Annotated in this window: 22 protein-coding genes; 13 read left to right on the plus strand and 9 right to left on the minus strand. The window is 58.9% G+C overall.

Going from position 1 to position 21,307, the window contains the following annotated elements; translation table 11 throughout:
- Positions 1 to 125: 125 nt before the first annotated feature.
- The 7 genes from Q0Y02_RS12265 (at position 126) to Q0Y02_RS12295 (ending at position 7,715) form a co-directional block, all read left to right on the plus strand.
- Positions 126 to 1,004, plus strand: coding sequence for a branched-chain amino acid ABC transporter permease (locus Q0Y02_RS12265; protein ID WP_272962400.1), 879 nt, complete (start codon positions 126 to 128; stop codon positions 1,002 to 1,004).
- Between the two features lie 3 nt (positions 1,005 to 1,007).
- A complete protein-coding gene (locus Q0Y02_RS12270; RefSeq protein WP_297768737.1) occupies positions 1,008 to 2,105 on the plus strand; it encodes a branched-chain amino acid ABC transporter permease in 1,098 nt (365 codons plus the stop codon).
- On the plus strand, positions 2,102 to 2,872 hold the full coding sequence (locus tag Q0Y02_RS12275; protein ID WP_272962402.1) for an ABC transporter ATP-binding protein: 771 nt from the start codon (positions 2,102 to 2,104) through the stop codon (positions 2,870 to 2,872). Before Q0Y02_RS12270 ends, Q0Y02_RS12275 begins: the two co-directional genes overlap by 4 nt.
- Positions 2,869 to 3,672, plus strand: coding sequence for an ABC transporter ATP-binding protein (locus Q0Y02_RS12280; protein ID WP_297768741.1), 804 nt, complete (start codon positions 2,869 to 2,871; stop codon positions 3,670 to 3,672). Before Q0Y02_RS12275 ends, Q0Y02_RS12280 begins: the two co-directional genes overlap by 4 nt.
- Positions 3,672 to 5,486 (plus strand): long-chain fatty acid--CoA ligase, encoded by a 1,815-nt coding sequence (locus tag Q0Y02_RS12285; protein ID WP_297768743.1) that lies wholly within the window; start codon positions 3,672 to 3,674, stop codon positions 5,484 to 5,486. Before Q0Y02_RS12280 ends, Q0Y02_RS12285 begins: the two co-directional genes overlap by 1 nt.
- A gap of 29 nt (positions 5,487 to 5,515) precedes the next feature.
- Complete coding sequence (locus Q0Y02_RS12290; protein ID WP_272962406.1) at positions 5,516 to 6,709, plus strand: ABC transporter substrate-binding protein; 1,194 nt, start codon at positions 5,516 to 5,518, stop codon at positions 6,707 to 6,709.
- Positions 6,710 to 6,863: 154 nt separating this feature from the next.
- Complete coding sequence (locus tag Q0Y02_RS12295; RefSeq protein WP_297768747.1) at positions 6,864 to 7,715, plus strand: ion transporter; 852 nt, start codon at positions 6,864 to 6,866, stop codon at positions 7,713 to 7,715.
- Positions 7,716 to 7,913: 198 nt separating this feature from the next.
- On the opposite strand, the gene Q0Y02_RS12300 is transcribed toward Q0Y02_RS12295, so the two are convergent.
- Positions 7,914 to 8,612 carry a pirin family protein gene (locus Q0Y02_RS12300; protein WP_297768749.1) on the minus strand — a complete coding sequence of 233 codons (699 nt, stop codon included), beginning with the start codon at positions 8,610 to 8,612 and terminating at the stop codon, positions 7,914 to 7,916.
- Between the two features lie 222 nt (positions 8,613 to 8,834).
- Here Q0Y02_RS12300 and Q0Y02_RS12305 point away from each other — a divergent pair, with 222 nt between their 5' ends.
- The 3 genes from Q0Y02_RS12305 (at position 8,835) to Q0Y02_RS12315 (ending at position 10,799) form a co-directional block, all read left to right on the plus strand.
- On the plus strand, positions 8,835 to 9,068 hold the full coding sequence (locus Q0Y02_RS12305; protein ID WP_366516925.1) for an SRPBCC domain-containing protein: 234 nt from the start codon (positions 8,835 to 8,837) through the stop codon (positions 9,066 to 9,068).
- A gap of 97 nt (positions 9,069 to 9,165) precedes the next feature.
- Entirely contained in the window at positions 9,166 to 9,588 is a 423-nt protein-coding gene (locus Q0Y02_RS12310) for a hypothetical protein (protein ID WP_297768751.1), read from the plus strand.
- Between the two features lie 146 nt (positions 9,589 to 9,734).
- Positions 9,735 to 10,799, plus strand: a complete 1,065-nt coding sequence (locus tag Q0Y02_RS12315; RefSeq protein ID WP_297768754.1) for an NAD-dependent epimerase/dehydratase family protein — start codon at positions 9,735 to 9,737, stop codon at positions 10,797 to 10,799.
- Positions 10,800 to 11,019: 220 nt separating this feature from the next.
- Here Q0Y02_RS12315 and Q0Y02_RS12320 read toward each other — a convergent pair whose 3' ends face one another.
- Together Q0Y02_RS12320 and Q0Y02_RS12325 are read right to left on the minus strand one after the other, a co-directional pair.
- A complete protein-coding gene (locus Q0Y02_RS12320) occupies positions 11,020 to 12,219 on the minus strand; it encodes an acyl-CoA desaturase (protein ID WP_297768757.1) in 1,200 nt (399 codons plus the stop codon).
- A gap of 10 nt (positions 12,220 to 12,229) precedes the next feature.
- Positions 12,230 to 13,348 carry a ferredoxin reductase gene (locus Q0Y02_RS12325; protein WP_297768760.1) on the minus strand — a complete coding sequence of 373 codons (1,119 nt, stop codon included), beginning with the start codon at positions 13,346 to 13,348 and terminating at the stop codon, positions 12,230 to 12,232.
- 634 nt (positions 13,349 to 13,982) lie between these two features.
- Here Q0Y02_RS12325 and dbpA point away from each other — a divergent pair.
- Complete coding sequence (gene dbpA / locus Q0Y02_RS12330) at positions 13,983 to 15,362, plus strand: ATP-dependent RNA helicase DbpA (RefSeq protein ID WP_297768763.1); 1,380 nt, start codon at positions 13,983 to 13,985, stop codon at positions 15,360 to 15,362.
- A gap of 193 nt (positions 15,363 to 15,555) precedes the next feature.
- On the opposite strand, the gene Q0Y02_RS12335 is transcribed toward dbpA, so the two are convergent.
- The 4 genes from Q0Y02_RS12335 to Q0Y02_RS12350 form a co-directional block, all read right to left on the minus strand.
- Positions 15,556 to 15,975, minus strand: coding sequence for a CBS domain-containing protein (locus tag Q0Y02_RS12335; protein WP_297768766.1), 420 nt, complete (start codon positions 15,973 to 15,975; stop codon positions 15,556 to 15,558).
- A gap of 394 nt (positions 15,976 to 16,369) precedes the next feature.
- Positions 16,370 to 16,804 (minus strand): DUF4442 domain-containing protein, encoded by a 435-nt coding sequence (locus Q0Y02_RS12340; RefSeq protein ID WP_297768769.1) that lies wholly within the window; start codon positions 16,802 to 16,804, stop codon positions 16,370 to 16,372.
- 109 nt (positions 16,805 to 16,913) lie between these two features.
- A complete protein-coding gene (locus Q0Y02_RS12345) occupies positions 16,914 to 17,795 on the minus strand; it encodes an alpha/beta fold hydrolase (protein WP_297768773.1) in 882 nt (293 codons plus the stop codon).
- Positions 17,785 to 18,069, minus strand: coding sequence for a DUF1272 domain-containing protein (locus tag Q0Y02_RS12350; RefSeq protein ID WP_366516923.1), 285 nt, complete (start codon positions 18,067 to 18,069; stop codon positions 17,785 to 17,787). Before Q0Y02_RS12350 ends, Q0Y02_RS12345 begins: the two co-directional genes overlap by 11 nt.
- 9 nt (positions 18,070 to 18,078) lie before the next feature.
- Here Q0Y02_RS12350 and Q0Y02_RS12355 point away from each other — a divergent pair, with 9 nt between their 5' ends.
- Together Q0Y02_RS12355 and Q0Y02_RS12360 are read left to right on the plus strand one after the other, a co-directional pair.
- The gene (locus tag Q0Y02_RS12355; protein ID WP_297768775.1) at positions 18,079 to 18,666 is read left to right on the plus strand and encodes a TetR/AcrR family transcriptional regulator; all 588 of its coding nucleotides are present in this window, start codon (positions 18,079 to 18,081) and stop codon (positions 18,664 to 18,666) included.
- 222 nt (positions 18,667 to 18,888) lie between these two features.
- A complete protein-coding gene (locus Q0Y02_RS12360; RefSeq protein WP_297768777.1) occupies positions 18,889 to 19,557 on the plus strand; it encodes a glutathione S-transferase in 669 nt (222 codons plus the stop codon).
- A 46-nt stretch (positions 19,558 to 19,603) separates the two neighbouring features.
- Here Q0Y02_RS12360 and Q0Y02_RS12365 read toward each other — a convergent pair whose 3' ends face one another.
- Positions 19,604 to 20,287, minus strand: coding sequence for a type 1 glutamine amidotransferase (locus Q0Y02_RS12365; RefSeq protein WP_297768782.1), 684 nt, complete (start codon positions 20,285 to 20,287; stop codon positions 19,604 to 19,606).
- On the minus strand, positions 20,266 to 21,240 hold the full coding sequence (locus Q0Y02_RS12370) for an amidoligase family protein (protein WP_297768785.1): 975 nt from the start codon (positions 21,238 to 21,240) through the stop codon (positions 20,266 to 20,268). Before Q0Y02_RS12370 ends, Q0Y02_RS12365 begins: the two co-directional genes overlap by 22 nt.
- Between the last annotated feature and the right edge of the window lie 67 nt (positions 21,241 to 21,307).

Consider the following 21,307-nt stretch of genomic DNA (forward strand, 5'->3'; position numbering starts at 1 on the left):
GCCCCTTCAATCTCATTCTGATCCTGTTACATTTTACATACTGGTGAGAATGTCGGACTTCCGCTAGGCTCGGATCCATTGAATAAAAAAGCAACAGAATAATAACCCCCCGGGAGAGAGGGACCATGGATATACTCCAGCTGCTGGTCAGCGGGATTGCCAATGGCTGTATTTACGGGCTGTTGGCGCTGGGTTTTGTATTGATCTACAAGGCATCCGAAGCGGTCAACTTTGCCCAGGGCGACATGATGATGCTGGGGGCCTTTCTCGGCGTTACCTTCATCAACACCAGCTATGCGGATCTGCCTTTTCTGGTCGGCATTACTCTGGCGGCGTTGATCCTCGGCCTGTTCGGCTACCTCCTCGATCGTTTCGTGTTGCGCGCCATCTTCGGGCAGCCGCAATTCGCCATGGTGATTCTTACCATCGCGCTCGGCTTTCTGATCCGCTTTGTGGCCGGGGTGATCTGGGGCCATGATCCTACCTCCCTGGAAACCCCCTTTATCGGCCTGGTCTGGACGGTGGGAGAACTGATGATCCCGGTGGTGGATGCGGTGATCATCATTACCACCGTGGCGCTTACCGCCATTCTCTATTTCTTCTTTGCCCGCACTCGTCTTGGCGTGGCCATGCAGGCCAGCAGCCAGAACCAGATGGCGGCCTACTACATGGGCATCCCGGTGAAACGCATCAACGCCATTGTCTGGGCCCTGTCCGGGGTGGTGGCGGCGATTGCCGGGGTCATGTTCGCCGCCAAGGGGGCGGTGGAGCCTTCCGTGGGCCTGCTGTTCGGGATCAAGGCCTTCGCCGCGGCGGTCATCGGCGGGCTGGGCTCCTTGCCCGGGGCGCTGCTGGGCGGCCTGCTGGTGGGTATCGTGGAGCCGTTCGCGGGCCGCTATCTGCCTTCCGGCGTGGGCCAGATTGCCCCCTATGTGTTGATGTTGCTGGTGCTGATCCTGCGCCCCGGCGGCCTGTTCGCGCAGATCAGCCAGAAGAAGGTGTAGGCCATGAGCAACCGATTCAAAAGCCGTTACGACGACGATATCAATCTGTTTGAAGGGCGCTGGCACCTGGCTCAGTACGCCATCCTCATGGCATTGCTGCTGGCCGCGCCCTGGCTGCTTGGCACCTATTATCTGGGTGAACTGACGGCTGTGCTGGTGTGGTCCCTGGCGGGGTTGGGGCTGATGCTGATCAGCGGCCATACCGGCCAGGTCAGTCTGGGGCATGCGGCCTTTATGGCCATTGGTGCCTTTACCAACCTGGCGTTGATGTTGCGCGGTTGGCATTTTATTCCCGCCCTGCTGGCCAGCGCGGTCACCTCCGGGATTATCGGCGCCATCATCTCCCGGCCGATTCTGCGCATGAGCGGCATCTATCTGGCTATCGCCACCCTGGCGCTGAGCATTATTATTGAGGACGTGGCGATTATCGCCGAGCCGATTACCGGCGGGGTGGCCGGGGTGTTTGCGCCGCCCATTGCCCTGTTCGGCATGGAGATCGATCGCTATGCCACGCCGCACGCCTTCTACTATCTGTGCCTGGCAGTGTTGGTGATGGTCACCCTGGGTTACCTGAACCTGCTGCGCAGTGCCTCCGGCCGTTCCTTTCTGGCGGTGCGCGACAGTGAAGTGTCCGCCCGGGCCCTGGGGGTCAATGTGGCCCGTGCCAAGACGTTGTCCTTCAGCCTGTCCTGCGCCATCACCGGCTTGGCCGGGGCACTCTATGCGCACCTGGCCCAGGCAGTGAATTACGAAAGCTTCCTGGTGCTGATTTCCATCACTCTGTTGCTGCAGGTGGTGATCGGCGGGCTGGGCTCCGTGCATGGCGCCTTCTTCGGTGCCATTGTAGTGGTGTTGCTGCCCCAGTTGATCGCCATTGCCCGGGATTTTCTGGATAACGCTGCCGGCATCAAGATCGCCGCCTACCCGGGTATGGATACCGCCCTGTTTGCCCTGCTGATTCTGCTTATGGTGATTTACGAACCGCGCGGGCTCTACGGCGTCTGGTTCAAGGTGCGCACCTGGCTGCAGCTGTTCCCGCTGTATCGCAAGGGCATGTTCCGCCGCACCCGCACCTACCTGAAAACGGAGCGCCAACGATGAGTCTGTTACAGGTAAAGGATCTCTCCATTTCCTTCGGCGGCGTTAAAGCGGTGGACGGTGTCAGCTTCACCGTGGAGCCCGGCGAAGTGTTCACCCTGGTTGGCCCTAACGGGGCAGGCAAATCCACCATCTTCAATCTGATCAGTCGCCTCTATGAACCGAGCGCCGGGCAGATCGTATTCGATGGTCAGGACATTACCTCCCTGCCGGCTCACAAGGTGGCAGGGCTGGGTATCGCCCGCACCTTCCAGAATATTGAACTGTTCGATCACTCCTCGGTACTGCAGAACCTGTTGATCGGCCGCCATTGCCGCCGCAATACCCGCTGGTTCGAGGAGCTGTTGTTTCTGCCCAAGGTACGGCGCAGTGAACGGCAGCATCGTCTGTTGGTGGAGGAGGTGATCGACTTCCTCGACCTGGCCGCCTACCGGGACAAGCTGATTGCCGGCCTGCCTTACGGGGTGCGCAAGGTGGTGGAAATTGCCCGCGCCCTGTCCAGCGAGCCGAAGCTGATCCTGCTCGATGAGCCGGCCTCCGGCCTGAGCGTGGAAGAAACCCAGAACATGGCCTGGTGGATCGAAGACATGCAGAAAGACCTGGGCCTGACGGTATTGATGGTGGAGCACGACATGAGCCTGGTATCGCGGGTATCCAACCGGGTGCTGGCGGTGTCGGAAGGCCGGCCGCTGGCCATGGGCACCGCCGCCGAAGTGCAGGCGGACCCCAAGGTAATCGAAGCCTATCTGGGCACGGAGGCAACCTCATGAGTGCAGTGCAGAAAGACGCCATGAATGATGCCCAGCCGCTATTGCAGGTCAAAAACCTGGAAGCCTTCTACGGACCGGTGATGGCCCTGCGCGGGGTGTCGATTGATGTGTTCGAGGGCAAGGTGGTTGCCATCCTCGGCGCCAACGGCGCCGGCAAGACCACCCTGATGAAAACCATTTCCGGGGCGCTGGCACCGCGCAAGGGCAGCATTACCCTGGCTGGCGAAGCCATCGAAGGGCGCGAACCGGATGCCCTGGTGCGTCAGGGCATCGCCCACGTACCGGAAGGCCGGGAAGTGTTTCCGTTTCTGACCGTGGAAGAAAACCTGACCATGGGCGCCTATATCCGCCGTGACAAGGCGGGCATCCGTCAGGACATGGAGATGGTGTATGACTATTTCCCGATCCTGCTGGAGCGCCGCAATCAGCCCGCCGGCACCCTGTCTGGTGGCCAGCAACAGATGCTGGCCATCGGCCGCGGGCTCATGTCACGGCCGTCGCTGATGTTGCTGGATGAGCCGTCCCTGGGCTTGTCGCCGCTTTTGGTGCAGGAAATCTTCGCCATCGTTCGCCGGCTCAACAAGGAGCAGGGCGTGACCCTGCTGCTGGTGGAGCAGAATGCCCAGGTGGCGCTGAATACGGCGGACCATGGCTATGTGCTGGAAACCGGCCGCATCGTCATGGACGGTAGCGCCGAGGAGTTGCTCGCCAGCGACGATATTCGCGAGTTCTATCTGGGCCAGTCGGCGGGGGATGACCGACCGGAAAAACGCTGGAAACGAAAGAAGACCTGGCGCTGATGATGACAACAACCAACAACGCACCGACCCTTCTCCACGGTTGCGACACCGTGGTCAAACTGTGGCGCCAGCAATGCCTGGAGCGAGGAGCGCAAATCGCTCACCGTGAAAAGGACCTGGGCATCTGGCAGAGCTACAGCTGGCAGGACTATTACGAAAAGGCCCGCGCCATCGGCGTGGCGCTGTTGTCTCTGGGCCTGGAACGGGGGCAGCCGGTCTCCATTCTCAGTGAAGACAACAAGGAATGGCTGTACTGCGATCTGGGCATTGCCGGCGCGGGCGGCATCAGCAATGGTGTCTACACCACCGACAGTGCCGAGCAGCTGGCCTACCTGGTCAATGACAGTGGCTCCGCCTTCCTGTTCGTGGAAAATGATGAACAGCTGGACAAGTATCTGACCGTGCGTGATCAGGTGCCCACCCTGAAAAAAGTGATCGTGTTCGATCGCAAGGGGCTGCGGGATTTTGACGATCCCATGGTCATGTTCCTGGATGAGCTGTACGCCCTGGGCGAACAGGTCCCCGATGCGGAAGCCCAGTTCAGCGCCAGCATTGCGCACAGTGAGCCCGATGATATCCGCATGCTGATCTACACCTCCGGTACCACCGGTGCCCCCAAGGGTGCCATGATCAGTCACCGCAATGTGCTGTTTCAGCTGGCCGCCGGCGAGCAGGTGCTGGAAGCCCACGAGGATGACGACCAGCTCTGCTTCCTGCCCCTGTGTCATATCCTGGAGCGGCTGGTGTCGGTGGAAGTACCCATCTACAAAGGCTGTACCGTGAACTTTGCGGAAAGCCCGGAAACCGTATTCGAGAACCTGCGCGAAGTGTCGCCCAATACTTTTGCCGCGGTGCCGCGACTCTGGGAAAAGATCTACAGCTCCATGATGACCCTGCGAGATGAAGCCACCGGTTTCGGCCGCTGGTGTTTCGACCGGGCGCTTGCCGCCGGGGATGGCTGGCACTGTGAGCGCAAACGCTCACCGTTTTCCTGGCTGCATTACCAGTTCTGGAATCTGCTGGTGCTGCGCAATGTACGCGACCTTATCGGCATGGCCCGTCTGCGTCGGGGCACTACCGGCGCGGCGCCGATCTCGCCGGACCTGATTCGCTGGTTCCAGGCCCTGGGCGTGCCGCTCTATGAAGGCTACGGCATGACCGAAACCACCGGGGTGGTATCGCTCAACAGCAAGGACCGGGCAACGATCGGCTCCGTGGGTGAGCCGTTACCCGATACCCAGGTGCGCATTGCCGACAATGGGGAAGTGCTGGTGCATGGCGACCATGTGTTCGCCGGTTACTGGCGCAAGCCGGAAAAAACCGCCGAGGACATCCGCGACGGCTGGCTGCACACCGGCGATGTGGGGCGTCTGGAAGATGGCATGCTCACCATCACCGGCCGTTTGAAAGACATCATCATCACTGCCGGCGGCAAGAATATCACGCCGGCGGAAATCGAAAGTCGGATGAAGTTTTCCCCGTATATTTCTGATGCAGTGGTGATTGGTGATCAGCGCAAGTATCTCACCTGCCTGATCATGATCGATCAGGAAAACGTGGAGAAATATGCCCAGGACCGCCAGGTGCCGTTTTCCAACTTCGCCTCCCTGTGTCGTGCCAAAGAGGTGGTGGACCTGATCGACAGCATCATTACCGATGTGAACAAACAGTTCGCCCAGGTGGAACAGATCAAGTATTTCCGCCTGATCGACGTGCTGCTCACCGCCGAAGATGAGGAGCTGACTGCCACCATGAAGCTGAAGCGTTCCTTCGTGGAGAAAAAACACAAGCACCTGATTGATTCCATGTACTGATTGCAATGAATTCGAGAGGAGAGTGCATCATGAAGAAGCTTTGCCTGGCGGCTCTCGCCGCAGCCACCCTGATCGGGTGCAGTGATAACAAGGAAGAAGAGAGCGCCGCCGCCGAGTCGGTGCGTGGCGTCAGTGATACCGAAATCAAACTGGGTGGCATGCACGATTTGTCCGGCGTGTTTGCGGCGTTTTCCTCACCGGCGGTGCAGGTGGCCAACGACATGTTTGCCGAAGTGAATGCCGACGGCGGTATTCATGGGCGCAAGATTCGTTACATCGTCGAGGATCATGCCTACCAGGTGCCCAAGGCCACCCAGGCCACCAACAAGCTGATCAGCCGCGATGAAATCTTCGCCATGGTGATGAGCCTGGGGACGCCCCATAACCTGGCAGCTTTCCCTCTGATGGACCGCAATAACGTGCCCAGCATTCTTCCCCTGGCCCTGTCCCGGCAGATGGAAGAAGAGGGCGACTTTTCCCATCGTTTCGTTTTCGGTCCCAGCTACCACGAAGGGGTACTGAAAGGCGTTAACTGGATGACCGATGAGTACGGCATCGAGAAAATCTGTGTGATGTACATTCCCTCGGATTTCGGCGAGGAAGTGAACCAGGCCATCACCGATGCTGCCGCCGGCAAAGAGACTCTGACCCTGGCGGAAAGCACCTCTCACCGTCCGGACGAGAGCGATTTCACCGGCACCCTGGCGCGCCTGAAGGATGCCGGCTGTCAGCTGGTCGCCGTGGCCCTGCCGGTTCGGCCGATCATTTCCGTGGTGGCTACCGCCAAGGAAATGGGTTGGGATGATGTGAAATTCGTGGTCTCCCAGGCCGGCTTCCATTCCGCAGTGGCGGCGGCGCCCGGCGGTGTCACAGAAGGACTCTACGGTGTCTCCCCCTGGCAGGATATTGTCAGCCGCATGAAGGATGTGCCGGAAGCGAAACAATGGGCAGATGAGTACCAGGCGCAGTATGGCTCGGTACCCAGTGGTGGTGCGGTGCTGGGGCGTGTCGGTGCCATGGTGACCATAGAGGCATTGCGCGAGGCCGGACCGGACCTGACCACCGATTCCTTCCTGGCGGCCATGGAGTCCCTGGATTTCAGTGATCCGGTCACCGGGGTGGATATCAAGATGAGCGCCACCAATCATCGTGCCGGTAACGATATGATCCTCTCCAAAGTCACCGACGGTGTCTGGGAGCCCGTGGTGACCCTGGAAGACTGACCGCGTACTTTCCCGTTGGAGCTTTGCTCGCAAAGCGAATGGCTCGGGGTCTGATTCCGGCTTTTCGCCATGCAAGCATGGCTCCAACGACCCTATCAATCCCCCCTCCCGTATCAGGTATACTCGCGCCTCCTGGATTATTCGGTGATTGTCCATGCAGGCCTCTTCAACTTCCGTATCCTCCGATGGCTGGCGACAGCGCCTGGCCACCTGGCTCAATACCCCGTTCTTCGGTCACACCATTACCGCTCTGATCCTGCTCAATGCGATTATTCTGGGTGTGGAAACCTCCGCGGTGGCACAGGAGCGGGCAGGGCAGTGGTTGAACCTGCTCAACCAGATAGTGCTGGCGGTTTTCGTACTGGAAATTGTGCTCAAGCTGGTCGCCTTCGGGCCGCGCTTTTTCCGCTCCGGCTGGAATGTGTTCGACTTTCTGATCGTCGCTATTTCCCTGGCACCGGCATCCGGGCCCCTGGCGATTCTGCGGAGCCTGCGTATCTTGCGGGTGTTGCGGCTGCTGTCATCGGTGAAACGGCTGCGCATGCTGGTGGAATCCCTGATGCAGGCGTTACCCGGCATCGGCTGGACCGCAGCGCTGTTGCTGATGATGTTCTACATCTTTGCGGTAATGGGCACCGAGCTGTTTGGTGAGGCGTTCCCGCAGTGGTTCGGCACTCTGGGAGCGAGCATTTACAGCCTGTTCCAGATCATGACCCTGGAAAGCTGGTCCATGGGCATTGCCCGGCCGGTGATGGCCGTCTATCCCATGGCCTGGATCTTCTTCGTGCCGTTCATTCTGATCTCCAGCTTCATGGTGCTGAACCTGTTCATCGCCATCATCGTCAGTGCCACTCAGGAAGTGCACGAAAGCGAACAGCGTGCCGAACGGGACGCCAACAACCAGATCGCCCACGACGAGCGCCAGGAAATGCTCGACCTGATGCGCACCATGCATGAAAAGATTGCCTGCCTGGAAACAGCGCTGCAGAAAAAGTCGGATCAGTAGTGGAATAGCCGTTGGCTGGCTTTGTTGGAGCCTTGCTTGCAAGGCGAAAGGCCCGGAAACACTCCGTGCCTTCTTCTGGGAGGTAGGGTGGATTAGCCGCAGGCGTTATCCACCCTGTCGTTCGGCAGGTTTGGGTGACCGCAAGGAAGGTGGATTACGCCTGCGGCTAATCCACCCTACGCATCGATCACGGCTTTCCTAGACGGTTTCCACCAGCACGATCTCGCTGTCTGATTCTGCCACCACAGACAGCCGGGCTTCGTCACTGATGGCCAGGCCATCGCCAGTTTCGGCCAGCACCCCATTCACCCGCACCCGTCCCTTGGCAGGCACCAGGTAGACCTTGCGAGTCGGGTCGAGCACGTATTCGATGTCCTGACCATGACTCAGCGTGGCCGCTACCACCCGCGCATCCGCCTGAATCGCCAGGGCGTCCGCGTCTTCCGGGTAACCACTGGCCAGCACCTCAAAGTGCCCGTCGCGGGAGGCCTTCGGGAACGGCTTGCTGCCCCAGGTGGGCGGCAGCCCGGTGGCGTTCGGAATAATCCAGATCTGGAAGATCTGTGTCTCCGTATCCTCCAAGTTTTGCTCACTATGAGTAATCCCGGTGCCTGCGGACATCACCTGCACATCCCCAGCCTCGGTACGGCCACTGTTACCCAGGCTGTCCTGGTGGGTGATCGCCCCCTTGCGCACATAGGTGATGATTTCCATCTCCCGGTGGGAATGTGCAGGGAAACCGGTCTGTGGGGCGATGGTGTCATCGTTCCACACACGCAAATCTCCCCAATGCACCCGTTGTGAGTCATGGTAGTTAGCAAAGGAAAAGTGATGCCGGGTATCCAGCCAGCCGTGCCGGGCATGGCCCAGTTCATTGCGTGTGCGAAGCTCGATCATGGCGTCCTCCTGTAACAGGCTCTATTACCTGTCCCTCGATGGAGTGACTATATGATCTGAAATAATGATTAAAAATAGCGCTTTTTCGTTTAATAAGACCAATAAAGTGGATGTATTCCTGTTGGAGCCATGCTCGCATGGCGAACTGTCGAATCCCCCTCTCCGTATTCGATAAACCCGTGCCCTCCCTGAAGAGAGGCGCCACATCCAACAAGGAGAATCATCATGTCCGGTAATACCGCCCGTCTTCATCTTGTCCTGCGCGCCACCCCCAACCTGCCCGGCGAAATGCAGGTAACCATCACGTTGAAAGAGGTGCTGTGTGGCACCGATCTGACCATCACCCAGGAAGGGGTGCCGGAGGTGATACCGGTGGAATTCTGCTATCAGGGCTGGCAAGAATCCCTGGAAATGCTGGCGCAACTGGTGACACCGGAAATTCCGGACGACGGCTGAACGGATCTTGCTCCTGGTCTGTTCACGCGCAGAGGAGGGTGATGGTGTAGAGTTGCCGGGTAATCATTTACCAACACCTCTCAACGTCGGAGTGACCATGTCCAACTCGCCACAACAATGGTTGCAGGCCTTCACCGGGGGCTTCATTGCTACCCTGCTGTTTCACCAGGGGGTATTGGCGCTGTTCTGGCTGGCGGGCCTTATCCCGGCGGCGCCCTGGAACATGACCCCGGTACCGCCCCTGGGCATTCCCCAGGTTTTGTCACTGGCATTCTGGGGCGGGGTCTGGGGTATTCCGGTCTGGTGGCTGATCCGCCGCTGGCAGGGTATCCGGCACTGGCTGGGGGCGCTGATTCTCGGTGCCATCGGCCCGACACTGGTGGCCATGCTGCTGGTGTTCCCCTTAAAAGGTCTGGACGTGAACGCCACCAAGGTGGTCGGTGGCCTGATCGTCAATGGCGCCTGGGGGCTGGGGCTGGCCGCGTGGATGTGGCTTAACCGGTCGCGTTGGCAGAATTGATTCTTTTCCCTGGAAACAGGCGCCGCTGGCGCCTGTTTTCGTTGTAATTTCTATTGGCCGCACAGTCATGGAATGGCACGAACAGCCCTAGTCTTGTTTTGCCATCATGGTAGCGTTGGCCTTCTTTTTATCGGCGGGAGCCAAGCATGCCCAGTAACACTCATACCGTGATGGTCACCGGCGCTTCCGGCTACATTGCCGGCTGGATCGTCAAATACCTGTTGGAAGCGGGCCATACCGTGCATGCCACGGTGCGTGATCCCAACAAGGCCAAGAGCGTGGATCATCTGAAACGCATCGCCGACGCTGCCCCCGGCACCCTGAAACTGTTCAAGGCTGACCTGCTGGATGCGCAGAGTTTCGATGCGCCCATGCAGGGCTGCGACATTCTCATGCACACCGCCTCGCCATTCGTGCTGGATGGCTTTACCGATGCCAACGAGGCTCTGGTGCGCCCGGCCGTGGAAGGCACCCGCAATGTGCTCAATGCCGCTAACCGCTGCGACACCCTCAAGCGCGTGGTGCTCACCAGCAGCGTGGCCTCGGTATACGGTGATGCCACCGACATGAAGGGCAAAAGCGCCTTCACCGAAGCGGACTGGAATACCACCAGCAGCGTCGACCACAACCCCTACCAGTATTCCAAGGTGGCCGCCGAGCGCGAAGCCTGGAAGATCCACGATGGCCAGGGGGGCAGTGTAGAAAGCCGCTGGGACCTGGTGACCATCAATCCGGGCATGGTCTATGGCCCCTCACTGACCAACGCCAGCAACTCCGCCAGCATTGGCACCCTGCTGGACATGGGGCGCGGCAAACTGAAAACCGGCGTGCCGGCGCTGGAGTACGGCATGGTGGATGTGCGTGAAGTGGCCCAGGCTCACCTTTTAGGTGCATTCAATCCGGAAGCGGAAGGTCGTTACATCCTGGTCAGCCAGTCCGTGTCCATGCTCGACATCGCCGGCATCCTGCGCAAGCAATTCGGCAAGCAATACCCCTTCCCGATGATGAAGGTACCGAAACCAGTGGTGTGGGCTGTTGGTCCGTTCATGGGCCCGGTCACCCGCAAGTTCATCAGCCGCAACGTGGGCTACCCGCTGCGCTTCGACAACAGCCGCAGCAAAGCGCTGGGCGTTAACTACCGCCCGGCGGCCGACACCCTGAAAGATCACTTCGAGCAGGTGCTGGAAGACGGGCTGGTAAGACGGCGCTAAAAGCGGTGGCTTGCTGAGAGAACCTTCGCCTTGCGAGCAAGGCTCCAATAGCTCCTCTTGTCCGTTGGAGCTTTGCTCGCAAAGCGAAGGTTTGGACTAGGAAAAGCCTACTCCGATCACCAAAACGTAGGGTGGATTAGCCGGAAGGCGTAATTCACCTTTTGAAGCGTTGGAGGGGAGGGTGGATTACGCCTTAGGCTAATCCACCCTACGGTTTACGTCAGGACTGGCTGGCTTCCTCACGGCGTGGCTCGTAGGGTTCGCCGCCGCCGGGGAAGGCCAGGCGCAGGTTGTTCAGCCAGGTGGTGCCAAACTGGCGGAACAGGGAGGCGCTGTTGTACGGAATGCCGTAGCGGTCAGCCAGCGCCCGTACTCGCGGTGCCACTTCCTTGTAGCGGTTGCTGCACATGTCCGGGAACAGGTGATGCTCAATCTGGTGTGACAGGTTGCCGGACAGAATGTGGAACAGCTTGCTGCCCTCGATGTTGCAAGAGCCCAGCATCTGGCGCAGATACCAGCGCCCGCGGGTTTCGCCTTCCACCTGCTCCAGGGTGAAGTTGTGGGCGCCGGCGGGGAAGTGCCCGCAGAAGATAATGGTGAATGCCCAGATGTTGCGGATCAGGTTGGCCACCGCATTGGCGCCGGCCACCATGCCGAACACCAGCAGGGGCGAGAAGGGCACATAGAAGGAAATCGGGATCGCTACCAGCGCCGCGGCCAGCGGCCAGGCAATATAATCCTTGGCCACTTGCCGCCATACCTTGTAGCCAATACGTTTTAACAGCGGCGTGAAGTCCTTCAGCTTGTTCTTGCCTTTCAGGTGGTCATCAATGGCCTGCTCATGAATGGCCACGCCTTCCTCGAATAACAGCATCAGCAGAATGAAATAGATCGGCTGCAGCAGAAACGCCGGCTTCCATTTCTGCATGGGCGTCACCCGCATGATGCCGTAGCCCACATCCAGATCTTTTTCCAGCACATTGGTCCAGGTGTGGTGCACCACATTGTGCGAATGCATCCAGCGGTCCGACGGGCTCATGGTGTCCCATTCCCAGGTGTTGGACTGGATCTCCGGGTCCTTCATCCAGTCCCACTGGGCATGCAGCACGTTATGGGCGATTTCCATGTTCTCCAGGATCTTGGCGATGCCGAGCGCGAAGACGCCCAGGCCCATAATGGTGAGCGCCACCGGCCAGGTTGCCAGCGCGTGCCCCCAGGCGGGAATAAAAAACAGTGACAGGTAAATCACAAAGCGGGAGCTCACCGCCATGGTGCGCTGGGTCTTGATCACCTTGAGGATGTAGGCGCGATCCCGGTCGCCCCGGGAATCAAACACCTCGTTGCGAATGGCTTCCAGCTCGCGGCCGAATTCTTCGATCTGTTCATCGGTCAGGTCGACCGGGTATTGATGGGTTTTCATTATTATTCCCTCACAAATCCAGTTCGCAGTCGCCGGCGGCGGCGCAGATGCAGGTCTGTACAATGCTGCCTGCCTCGTTCAGTACCTCACCGGTACGCAGGTCTCGCACACACCCGGATACCAGGGTGGTGTTGCAGGTATGGCAGATGCCCATGCGGCAGCCGTGGGGCGGGTTCATGCCTGCCTCTTCGGCCACTTTCAGCAGTGGCGTCTCGCTGTCGCCATCCGTTTCTACATCGCTCTGGGCAAAGCGCACTCGGCCACCCACCGCATCGTCGGGAATGTCGGTAAAGGGTGCACGGAAGCGCTCCACATGGAGCTGGCGACTACAGCCGGCGTCTTCCATGCATTGCTCAATGGCTTCCAGCAGGGAAGGGGGGCCGCAGGCATACACATCCCGTTCTTTCCAGTCCGGGCAGAGCGCATCCAGCTGGGCCGACGAAAAGCGGTTGCGGCTGGGGTCGTCGCCCTCGCGGCTATACATCAGGTGCAAGTGATAGCGATCGTTGTAGCGATCCATCGCCTTCAATTCCTTGCCCAGCACCACATCAAACTCATGGGGTGCATAGTGAATATGGCAGGTGTCCGGCAGGCGACCCTGGGCAATCAGGCTGTTGATCATGCTGAACGCAGGCGTGATGCCGCTGCCCGCAGTAATGAACAGCGGCTGAATCGGCTGCGCGTCGGGCAGATAGAAATCCCCCTGCGGCAGCCCGATGGGCAGGTAATCGCCCACCTTGATATTGCGCACGATGTGATGAGAGATGGTGCCCTTGTCGATGGCCTTTACGGTGATGGTAAAGCAGTCGTCTTCCCGCTCCGGCGGGGAGGAGATGGTGTAGGTGCGGGTGTAATGCTTGCCGTTGGCGGGAATCCCCACTCGCACATGCTGTCCTGCACGGTGGCCGCGCCAGTTCAAGCCGGGGCGTAGGGTAAGAGTGCGCGCATCCTTGGTTTCATCCCAGACTTTGACGACGCGGGCCTGCATCTTGTGAGTGGTCCACAGCGGGTTCACCAGCTCCAGGTAATGAGAGGTGCGCAAGGGCCAGGCGAAATAATCGGTGATAGTACTCAGGCGAGACCAGATGGAGGGTGATGCACCTGGCTCAGGCTGGGCGGGTTGACGCATAACGGTTCCTCGATCGTTGTCATTATTTGAGGTGAAGCTCGCCTGGCGTGCCAGGCTGGCGGCGGGCAGCCGGGGCGGCTCGCCATAATCCGTTTAGTCACTGTTGTTGTAGCTGTCTCATGTCAGGTTCGGATTTCAGTATCCGCTTGTGCGGGGCGCTGTGACCAACCCCTTTTACCGAATCCCTACGCAATACCCATGCAGACACACAATTGGGGGCAGCGCAGCAAGTGCACATCTGTATGTGTACAAGTGTTTACAAGACTAGAATGAGTATGGCCCGATTGTCCAGCCTGTTTTCACTTACATGCCTCATCGTTGTGACCGTCAACGATGTTGATAGCGAATACATCCAGATGTTGAGTTACCCGAAGCCTAACTGGAGAGTCCCCTCTCCCTTGAGGGGAGAGGGTGATGCTACGAAGCTGCTTAAGCACAGAGCGCCATCTCTGCTCCGGATTTGTTAGTCTGCCTGGGGGTCGTAACAGGCAAAGTCGGTTACTAATCGCCCCGCCCACCACGTTTTTTCACGCTATAGAAACGAGCTCCAGATAGTCCCCCTGCAAAATCCATCGCCCCCGGCCCAACAGTTGGTACACTGCACGCCTGATTTCCTGCCACCCGGGCCCGTTACGTGACTGATACCCTGTTTTCTTCCTTGCCTCTCAGCGGCGACATGCTCGCCAACCTGGACACCCTGGGCTACACCGCTATGACGCCGGTGCAGGCGGCCAGCCTGCCGCCCCTGTTGCAGGGCCGGGATGTGATCGCCCAGGCCAGCACCGGTAGCGGCAAGACCGCCGCCTTCGGCATCGGCCTGCTGCACCCGCTGAACCTGCGCTATTACGGCTGCCAGGCACTGGTGCTGTGCCCCACGCGGGAACTGGCCGACCAGGTGGCCGCAGAGATCCGTCGCCTGGCCCGGGGCGCCGGCAACATCAAGGTGCTGACCCTCTGTGGCGGCCAGCCCATCGGTCCGCAGATCGGTTCCCTGGAGCATGGCGCCCAGGTGGTGGTGGGCACCCCGGGGCGGATACTCAAGCACCTGAGCAAAGGCACTCTCAGCCTCGACGGGCTCAACACCCTGGTGCTGGACGAAGCGGATCGCATGCTCGACATGGGCTTCTTCGACGACATTGCCGAGGTGATCCGTCAGACCCCGTCCCGTCGCCAGACTCTGCTGTTCTCCGCCACCTATCCCGCCGGCATCAAGCAGCTGGCAGAAACCTTCATGCGCGATCCGGAGCATGTGGAAGTGGAGGCGATGCACGACAACACCCGCATCGAGCAGCGCTTCTACGAAGTGGAGCCCCTGCAACGCTACGAAGCCGTGGCCGAGGCCATCGCCTGTTTCCGGCCCACCAGCTGCGTGGTGTTCTGCGTCACCAAACAACAATGCCAGGATGTGGTCAGTCAGCTATGTCGGCAGCGATTGTCCGCCAGAGCCCTGAACAGCGACCTGGAGCAGCGCGAACGCGACGAGGTGCTCACCCTGTTCGCCAACCGTAGCCTGTCAGTGCTGGTCGCCACGGACGTGGCCGCACGGGGGCTGGATATCGACAGCCTGGATATGGTCATCAACGCGGAACTGTCCCACGACCCGCAGACCCACATTCACCGGGTAGGCCGCACCGGCCGGGCAGGGGAGAAGGGCCTGGCCATCAACCTGGTGGCCCCCCGCGAAAGCCGCCGGGCCATGGCGATCGAAGAACTGCAGGGCGAAAAGCTCAACTGGCACCCGGTCTCCAGCCTCAAGCCCCGTGCCGGCGACACCATGTTGCCGCCCACGGTAACCCTGTGCATCGGTGCCGGCCGCAAGGACAAACTGCGCCCCGGCGATATCCTTGGAGCCCTCACCGGTGACGCCGGTATCCCCGGCAACCAGGTCGGCAAGATCACCGTCACCGACTACCAGGCCTACGTGGCCATAGAACGCGACAGCGCCGACCTGGCACTACAGCGGTTACTGGATGGCAAGATCAAGGGCAAGAACCGGCGGGTAAAGAAGCTGTAGCAGGCCCGCCAGCCAGGGCTCTGCCTTGTCTTTTGTGGGAGCTATGCTTGCATGGCGAATACGGCGGTGACGAACGGGCAAATCCTGCCAGTCACCGAAACCGCCCAAGGTAGCCGCCCAAAAAATTTTGCACGCATCTGGTGCAAAAAAAAGGGTCATCATGGCGCCCTGAAAACGAGCAAAAACAGCCAGATTACCCAGCCTTCCTGCTCAACTCAGCCAGCTTCTGATCCAGCATATTCAGAATATGACGGCGGCTGATCACGCCAACCACCTTGTTTGCGCTATCCACCACCGGGTAGATCTTGGGCTTGGCGTTGAGCATCTGCTGGGCCAGGTTCAGCACATCGTCTTCCAGCGACACCGTCAGCACTTCGCTCTGCATCAGGTCCTTTACCGTCGCCACGCGCTGGTTGTGATACACCACCTGCAGCGCGGCCTGCAGGCACTCGCGCTCACTGATCCAGCCCACCAGAGTGCCGGCGGCGTCGGTGACCGGGCTGCCCAGCATGTCCAGCTTGATCAGGTTGCTGGACGCTTCCACCACCGGCATCTCCGGGTGGATCGTCGCAAAACGGGTGCACATCAGGTCTTTGATGGATACAGAATCCATGGGGCTACCTCTCTTTCCCTGTCAGGGGCAACAAAACAGTTCTGCCGGCTTTTGGCCGGCCGCTGAACCTGATTACTGCGGGAACCGTGCCAACTATGGATTAGTCAGGACTCGTAGGAGCAGCGCTTGAGCCGCGAACCAAATTGGCGTGTGCCACAAACAGCAAGTGCAGGTCGAACCGGGGAGGTGCCTGTTATCTTCTATGGTCATCACTTGATAGATATAGAGATTTGCGGCATACCTTGAGATATATGCCCACTACTAACTGCATAAGGTTGAAAGAACAGGACACCCATCCATTCAGCCATTGGCAGCCTTGATTCTCCATGCATGGGTGTCCGGTAGGTTTTCGATGAATGGGTGTCCGGTAGGTTTTCGTCGATGTGGCGTGATGTCACTTGGGCGAAACCCGCCAGCGATGTTCCGCCTTGGCAACCGTATCACCCTGTTCATCGAAGATACGGGTTTCTCCCCGAACCTCGTGGCTGCTTGACCAGTCCTGCCCCCCCAGGATCGTTTCTGCAATCAGCACGCCGCGTGCCTTCTTTTGGTATTCGATATCCATGCCGGTAACGATCCAGCGCCCATTATCGGGGGTGATGCTCATCAGGGCGAGATTGCCCGTTGTCTCGGCAAGGGTAAACAGGGCGCCCGCATGAATCGAGGAGAGGTGGTTGCGGACGGCGCGTCGGTCACGCATTCGCCCGCGAGTATGGCCTGGTGCCAGAATCTCCAGCTCCGGTTTTATGCTGGCAGAGAAGGGCACCATCCAGCGCATGGCCAGCTGAATGAACTGCTTCCCGAATGGCCATTGTTCGGTTTTTTGCATGGTGCTTACCATGTTCGACATCGTATAACCCCTTGGTATGTTTAAGGCCGGGGAATCCCTCGGCATTCATTGTTCCGCTCTTTGAGGCAAGCCCTGCACCGCAAGACCGCTAACCGCTGTGGCTGGCGATGGCGGGTTCCTTGTTGGCCATCCAGGCCAGTTGTTCTTCCCAGAAAGGGTGACCACAGCTCTCACGAAAGAACCCCATATGACCGATTACCGGTCTGCCCGCCGGCTTGCGCCGCACGTCGATCTGCAGGCTCGGGTAGCTGTCATATAGTTTCCGTGTCGCCGCTTTGGGAGCAATGTGATCATCCGCGAATTCAAACGCCAGGGCGGGAAGACTCAGTTCGCTGTAGGCCTGTTTGGCATTGAGATGAAAGCGTGGGGATAACAGATAGTCTTTCTGCGAGGCCCACTCGGCCCAGTCTCTAAGCAACCGGCTAGGCATATCGGCATTGGAAAGCCCCAGTGCGCGAGCAGGGAAGGGCTCGCGCAGGCGGCCAAGTATCGGCACCAGGCAGTAATAAAAACTCAATAGTTTGAGACGATACGCGAGAGGCCCGCGGCTCCAGTAAGGGAACGATGCGCCGACAAAGATCACTGCGCTCAACTGCGCCGCGCGCTTTGCAAGACCTACCAGTTGCCCGCCAATACTGTGGCCGACCAGATAGACGGGTTGGCTGCCCGCGATCTTCGTTGCCTTGCCGATCATGGTGTCGAGATCCTGGCTGCCCCACTGTGCCAGGCGGATTACATCGGGATCCGCCTGTTGGCCAGAGAGTCCGATACCTCGATAGTTAAAACTGAGGACAGTAAAACCCTTCATGGCCATGAAATTGGCATACGCGCGATAGAACCTGGCGGGCACGCCGAGTGCGCTGGCAATCAGGATGACGCCTTGGTATGGCGCTGCCCGGTCCGCGCTGTGTTCGACATATTCCAGCGCGGTACCGTCGGGGCAATGTTCCCACCGGGAGCTAGCGGACACGGTTTCCGCCTCCTGTAAGACGTTTTGTCAGCGCCTGTATGGGCGTAATGACACGGGGAGGGCGCAGGTGCAGTTCGCCGCCACATTTTGGGCAGATGTGATCCATCTCAGCGCTACACTCCGCGCAAAAACTGCATTCGAACGAGCAAATCAGAGCCTCTCCGTCCAAAGGCAGCGGCGCGGTGCAGCGCTCACATTTTTTCTTCATCTTCAGCATGGTTGGGCCTCGCTGGGCATTCGAATGAGAGTTACATACCGACGGTATGTATGACATACTATTGGTATGTCAGTCAAATCACCCACACCAAAATTCGCGGAAGAAACACGCGATACCCTCATTCAAGAGGCTCTTGAACTGTTTGCCAGACACGGCTATGCAGGGACGTCTATTGACCGTATTGCTGAAAAAGTCAGCATGACTAAAGGCGCGGTTTACTACTATTTCAGCAGCAAGAAAGAGGTGTTAATCGCGTGTTATCAGCTCCAGGCACAGTGGGTCGCAGAGGCGGTGGGGGCGGTTCCTGAAACCGATAACCCCTGGGATGACACCTTGCTGCTTTGCGACACCTTCCTCGATTTTGTGGTGAGCAATGGACGCCACACCATGCCACTGCAAGAGGTGATTACCTTTCTTGGCTGGGAGACATGGCGTGATATTGATAGTGGCTACACGATGGGTACGCTGGCTCGCACCATCTCACGCTTACAGGACGGCGGGTGGCTCAAACCCTATCCCCGCAATCTGCTTATCAGCATGATTTATGGTGTCCTGGTTGAGGCCGCCATCAATCTGGCGTCCTCGCCGGATGACTACACCTTGCAAGATATGAAGACATTGATCGCGGACTTTCTGGGGGGGATGCGGGCATAGGGGCGTTATGACAGTACACCCCTTTTTAGCCAGTACCCAGACTGGCGCACAAGACGACATTGTGATGCATCGAGGCTCCCGGGACGGGGCGCCGCTTCAATAGCATCCTTTCCCTGCGCGCACTCTGTGGGTTGCGTTCATCGATACCCCTTTTGGCGGTGAGCAGAAATATCGGTTCCCCGTTGCGCAAATACACCCCTGGTTCAGTTGTGAAGTATCGCTATGACGGCCTCATTTGATTGTCTGTATTCCTTTCGGCGCTGCCCCTATGCCATGCGCGCCCGCCTGGGCGTGTTGTTCGCTGGGTTGCAGGTCGAGCTGCGGGAGGTGACCCTGAAAAACAAGCCCGCGCCAATGTTGGCGATAAGCCCTAAAGGGACCGTGCCTGTTTTGCGGCTTGCCGATGGGACTGTCATTGATGAAAGCCGGGACATCATGGTTTGGGCGCTAGAGCAGCAGGATCCACAGGGGCTGTTAGACGCAACGGTCCTGGATCAGGCGAATGCGCTGATTGAGCAAAACGATAATGAGTTCAAGTATTGGCTGGACCGCTATAAATACGCCGACCGCCATGTGGAGATGACTCAGGCAGAGTATCGGCAACGGGGAGAGGCCTTTCTTCAGGTTCTGGAGTCGTTGCTGAAGAGCCGCACTTACCTGCTTGGGGATGATCCGACCATCGCGGATATTGGTGTGATGCCCTTTGTCCGCCAATTCGCCCATGTCGATCGCGATGTATTTAGCCAGCTGCCTTACCCGAATCTGCAGCGGTGGTTACAGGGCTGGTTAGAGCATTCACTCTTCCTGCAAACCATGATCAAGGTGCCGGTATGGCAGGAGGGCGATGAGGTGGTGGTGTTTCCTTCTCAAGACTGTGCGTCAATCCTCTAGCAACGAGAGTGCAGCTCCGGCCCAGTGTTCACCCTGTATTTTCTTATCAAGGCTGGGGTAATCGATACCGTGCATTGTCCACCAACCAGTGGAAGATCCTGAATTGTGACTGCAGGTAGATCATGTATTCAGGGTGCCACTGAACGCCGAGGACGGGAATATTGCCGATGGGCTCAATGGCCTGGGTGATCTTGTCCAGATCCCAGCCGGTGCGGCGCAGGGGCTCGGCCGGGCGCTTTACGGCCTGATGGTGCAGGCTGTTAACGCGGAGTTTGGTTTTGCCGGTTATGTGGGCGAGTCGGGAATCGGGTTCGAGCCAGACTTGTTTGGTCGGCAGCAGCCCGGGCCGGTTGTAGGTCAGACGGCGAATATGGCGGATGTCATTGTGCAGGGTGCCGCCGAGGACGGTGTTGATCAGTTGCGCCCCGCGGCATATGCCAATCATGGGGATATCGTGTTTCAGCGCGTGCCGAATCCATTCGATTTCCAGTGTGTCTCGTTCTGGATCGAGCTTGACCCGGGCATCGACTTCACCGCCGTAATGCTCCGGGCTGATATCGTTACCGCCACCGATCACCAGGGCATCCGGTGGCGCCCCCTGCCACGGGTGATGAACCGAAATGCGTTGGGGAACCGCACCACACAGGCGTAACGCCAGCGCCGTGCACCACCAGGCCGGCGCCCAGCGGCGGTGGTTGCCGGTAACGCCTATGTGTGGTCGTCCAGCCATCGGGATATCCTTTTTCCCCAGGCACCACGATCCACACCAATCAGCGGCCTGTCCGCCGCCAGGAATTCGTCGCCCAGCTGCTGGAGCGAGGCGTCGTCGTTGGCGAGTTGTTCAACCCGGCACCAGCGTATCCAGGAGGATGCGAGGCTCCATTGCGGGTCGTCAATCTGGCAATTGGGCAATCGGTAATGAAAGGTCGGCCGTGATTTAATCTTCGCGTCATCGACAGTGGCGCGAACACGGTCAGCATCGATTTCGGCAAACAGGGGCAGCATGTCCAGCGCGCGGTTGCGGCTGGGGTTATGCTCAAGATAATCGTCGATCAGGGTATTGATATCTGGCGCTTCTCGCGTCAGCAGGACCTTGATATATGACTCCTCGAACAAGTCGATGTAAGGGCTGATCCGTCGTGCCAGGTTGACATCGTTGGCCTCCACCTGCCACCACTGCAGCAGCACGAACGCGCGCAGGTAACGGTGAATGGTGGGCGCATCCAGTGCCGGAATTTCCGTATTGATATGCACGCCGTAGGCCGCAATCAATGATTCTTCGGTACCGTTTGCGCCGGCCTCGCGCAGCGCCTCGACCAGATCGTCAAGTATATGCAGTGATGTGACGGGCAGTGGCGGGCACACCACTTCGACGGGTACCAGGAGCTCTGCCGCCTTTGACAACGGATGCAGCAGCTCATCCACGGCCTTACCCGCGTTGGCCGCCATGGTCTTGAGAAAATCCCAGTCGAGCTCGACATTGAAATCACCGTGATCGGTTTGCACACACACTTCCGCGGCGGTTTCGTCTGTCATCTTTCCGTTAAGCGTATCGCACACCACGCGGGCGGTATCGCGGAATGCAATACCGGAGAACTCAAGCTCGAAGCCCACAGTGCGGACTTTACCTGCGGTATTTTTGAGTGCATTCAGTGATTCCAACCGGGAACTGTAAGCATCCATTGATGAACGACCTCGCTGCTTGTTCAGGGGGACCTTTCCTCGAGTTGGGTTCACTGACTCGATGCGT

The sequence above is a fragment of the uncultured Alcanivorax sp. genome (genome assembly GCF_947258575.1).
GTDB lineage: Bacteria > Pseudomonadota > Gammaproteobacteria > Pseudomonadales > Alcanivoracaceae > Alcanivorax.

What these genes read in the sequence shown, in the direction of transcription:
- Q0Y02_RS12350 (WP_366516923.1), bottom strand. Translation starts at nt 18,069, where the DNA reads ATGTCATACATACCGTCGGTATGTAACTCTCATTCGAATGCCCAGCGA.
- Q0Y02_RS12340 (WP_297768769.1), bottom strand. Translation starts at nt 16,804, where the DNA reads ATGCAAAAAACCGAACAATGGCCATTCGGGAAGCAGTTCATTCAGCTG.
- Q0Y02_RS12310 (WP_297768751.1), top strand. Translation starts at nt 9,166, where the DNA reads ATGTCCAACTCGCCACAACAATGGTTGCAGGCCTTCACCGGGGGCTTC.
- Q0Y02_RS12320 (WP_297768757.1), bottom strand. Translation starts at nt 12,219, where the DNA reads ATGAAAACCCATCAATACCCGGTCGACCTGACCGATGAACAGATCGAA.
- Q0Y02_RS12290 (WP_272962406.1), top strand. Translation starts at nt 5,516, where the DNA reads ATGAAGAAGCTTTGCCTGGCGGCTCTCGCCGCAGCCACCCTGATCGGG.
- Q0Y02_RS12285 (WP_297768743.1), top strand. Translation starts at nt 3,672, where the DNA reads ATGATGACAACAACCAACAACGCACCGACCCTTCTCCACGGTTGCGAC.
- Q0Y02_RS12370 (WP_297768785.1), bottom strand. Translation starts at nt 21,240, where the DNA reads ATGGATGCTTACAGTTCCCGGTTGGAATCACTGAATGCACTCAAAAAT.
- Q0Y02_RS12265 (WP_272962400.1), top strand. Translation starts at nt 126, where the DNA reads ATGGATATACTCCAGCTGCTGGTCAGCGGGATTGCCAATGGCTGTATT.
- Q0Y02_RS12295 (WP_297768747.1), top strand. Translation starts at nt 6,864, where the DNA reads ATGCAGGCCTCTTCAACTTCCGTATCCTCCGATGGCTGGCGACAGCGC.
- Q0Y02_RS12355 (WP_297768775.1), top strand. Translation starts at nt 18,079, where the DNA reads ATGTCAGTCAAATCACCCACACCAAAATTCGCGGAAGAAACACGCGAT.
- Q0Y02_RS12300 (WP_297768749.1), bottom strand. Translation starts at nt 8,612, where the DNA reads ATGATCGAGCTTCGCACACGCAATGAACTGGGCCATGCCCGGCACGGC.
- Q0Y02_RS12270 (WP_297768737.1), top strand. Translation starts at nt 1,008, where the DNA reads ATGAGCAACCGATTCAAAAGCCGTTACGACGACGATATCAATCTGTTT.
- Q0Y02_RS12315 (WP_297768754.1), top strand. Translation starts at nt 9,735, where the DNA reads ATGCCCAGTAACACTCATACCGTGATGGTCACCGGCGCTTCCGGCTAC.
- Q0Y02_RS12365 (WP_297768782.1), bottom strand. Translation starts at nt 20,287, where the DNA reads ATGGCTGGACGACCACACATAGGCGTTACCGGCAACCACCGCCGCTGG.
- Q0Y02_RS12280 (WP_297768741.1), top strand. Translation starts at nt 2,869, where the DNA reads ATGAGTGCAGTGCAGAAAGACGCCATGAATGATGCCCAGCCGCTATTG.
- Q0Y02_RS12360 (WP_297768777.1), top strand. Translation starts at nt 18,889, where the DNA reads ATGACGGCCTCATTTGATTGTCTGTATTCCTTTCGGCGCTGCCCCTAT.
- Q0Y02_RS12335 (WP_297768766.1), bottom strand. Translation starts at nt 15,975, where the DNA reads ATGGATTCTGTATCCATCAAAGACCTGATGTGCACCCGTTTTGCGACG.
- Q0Y02_RS12325 (WP_297768760.1), bottom strand. Translation starts at nt 13,348, where the DNA reads ATGCGTCAACCCGCCCAGCCTGAGCCAGGTGCATCACCCTCCATCTGG.
- Q0Y02_RS12275 (WP_272962402.1), top strand. Translation starts at nt 2,102, where the DNA reads ATGAGTCTGTTACAGGTAAAGGATCTCTCCATTTCCTTCGGCGGCGTT.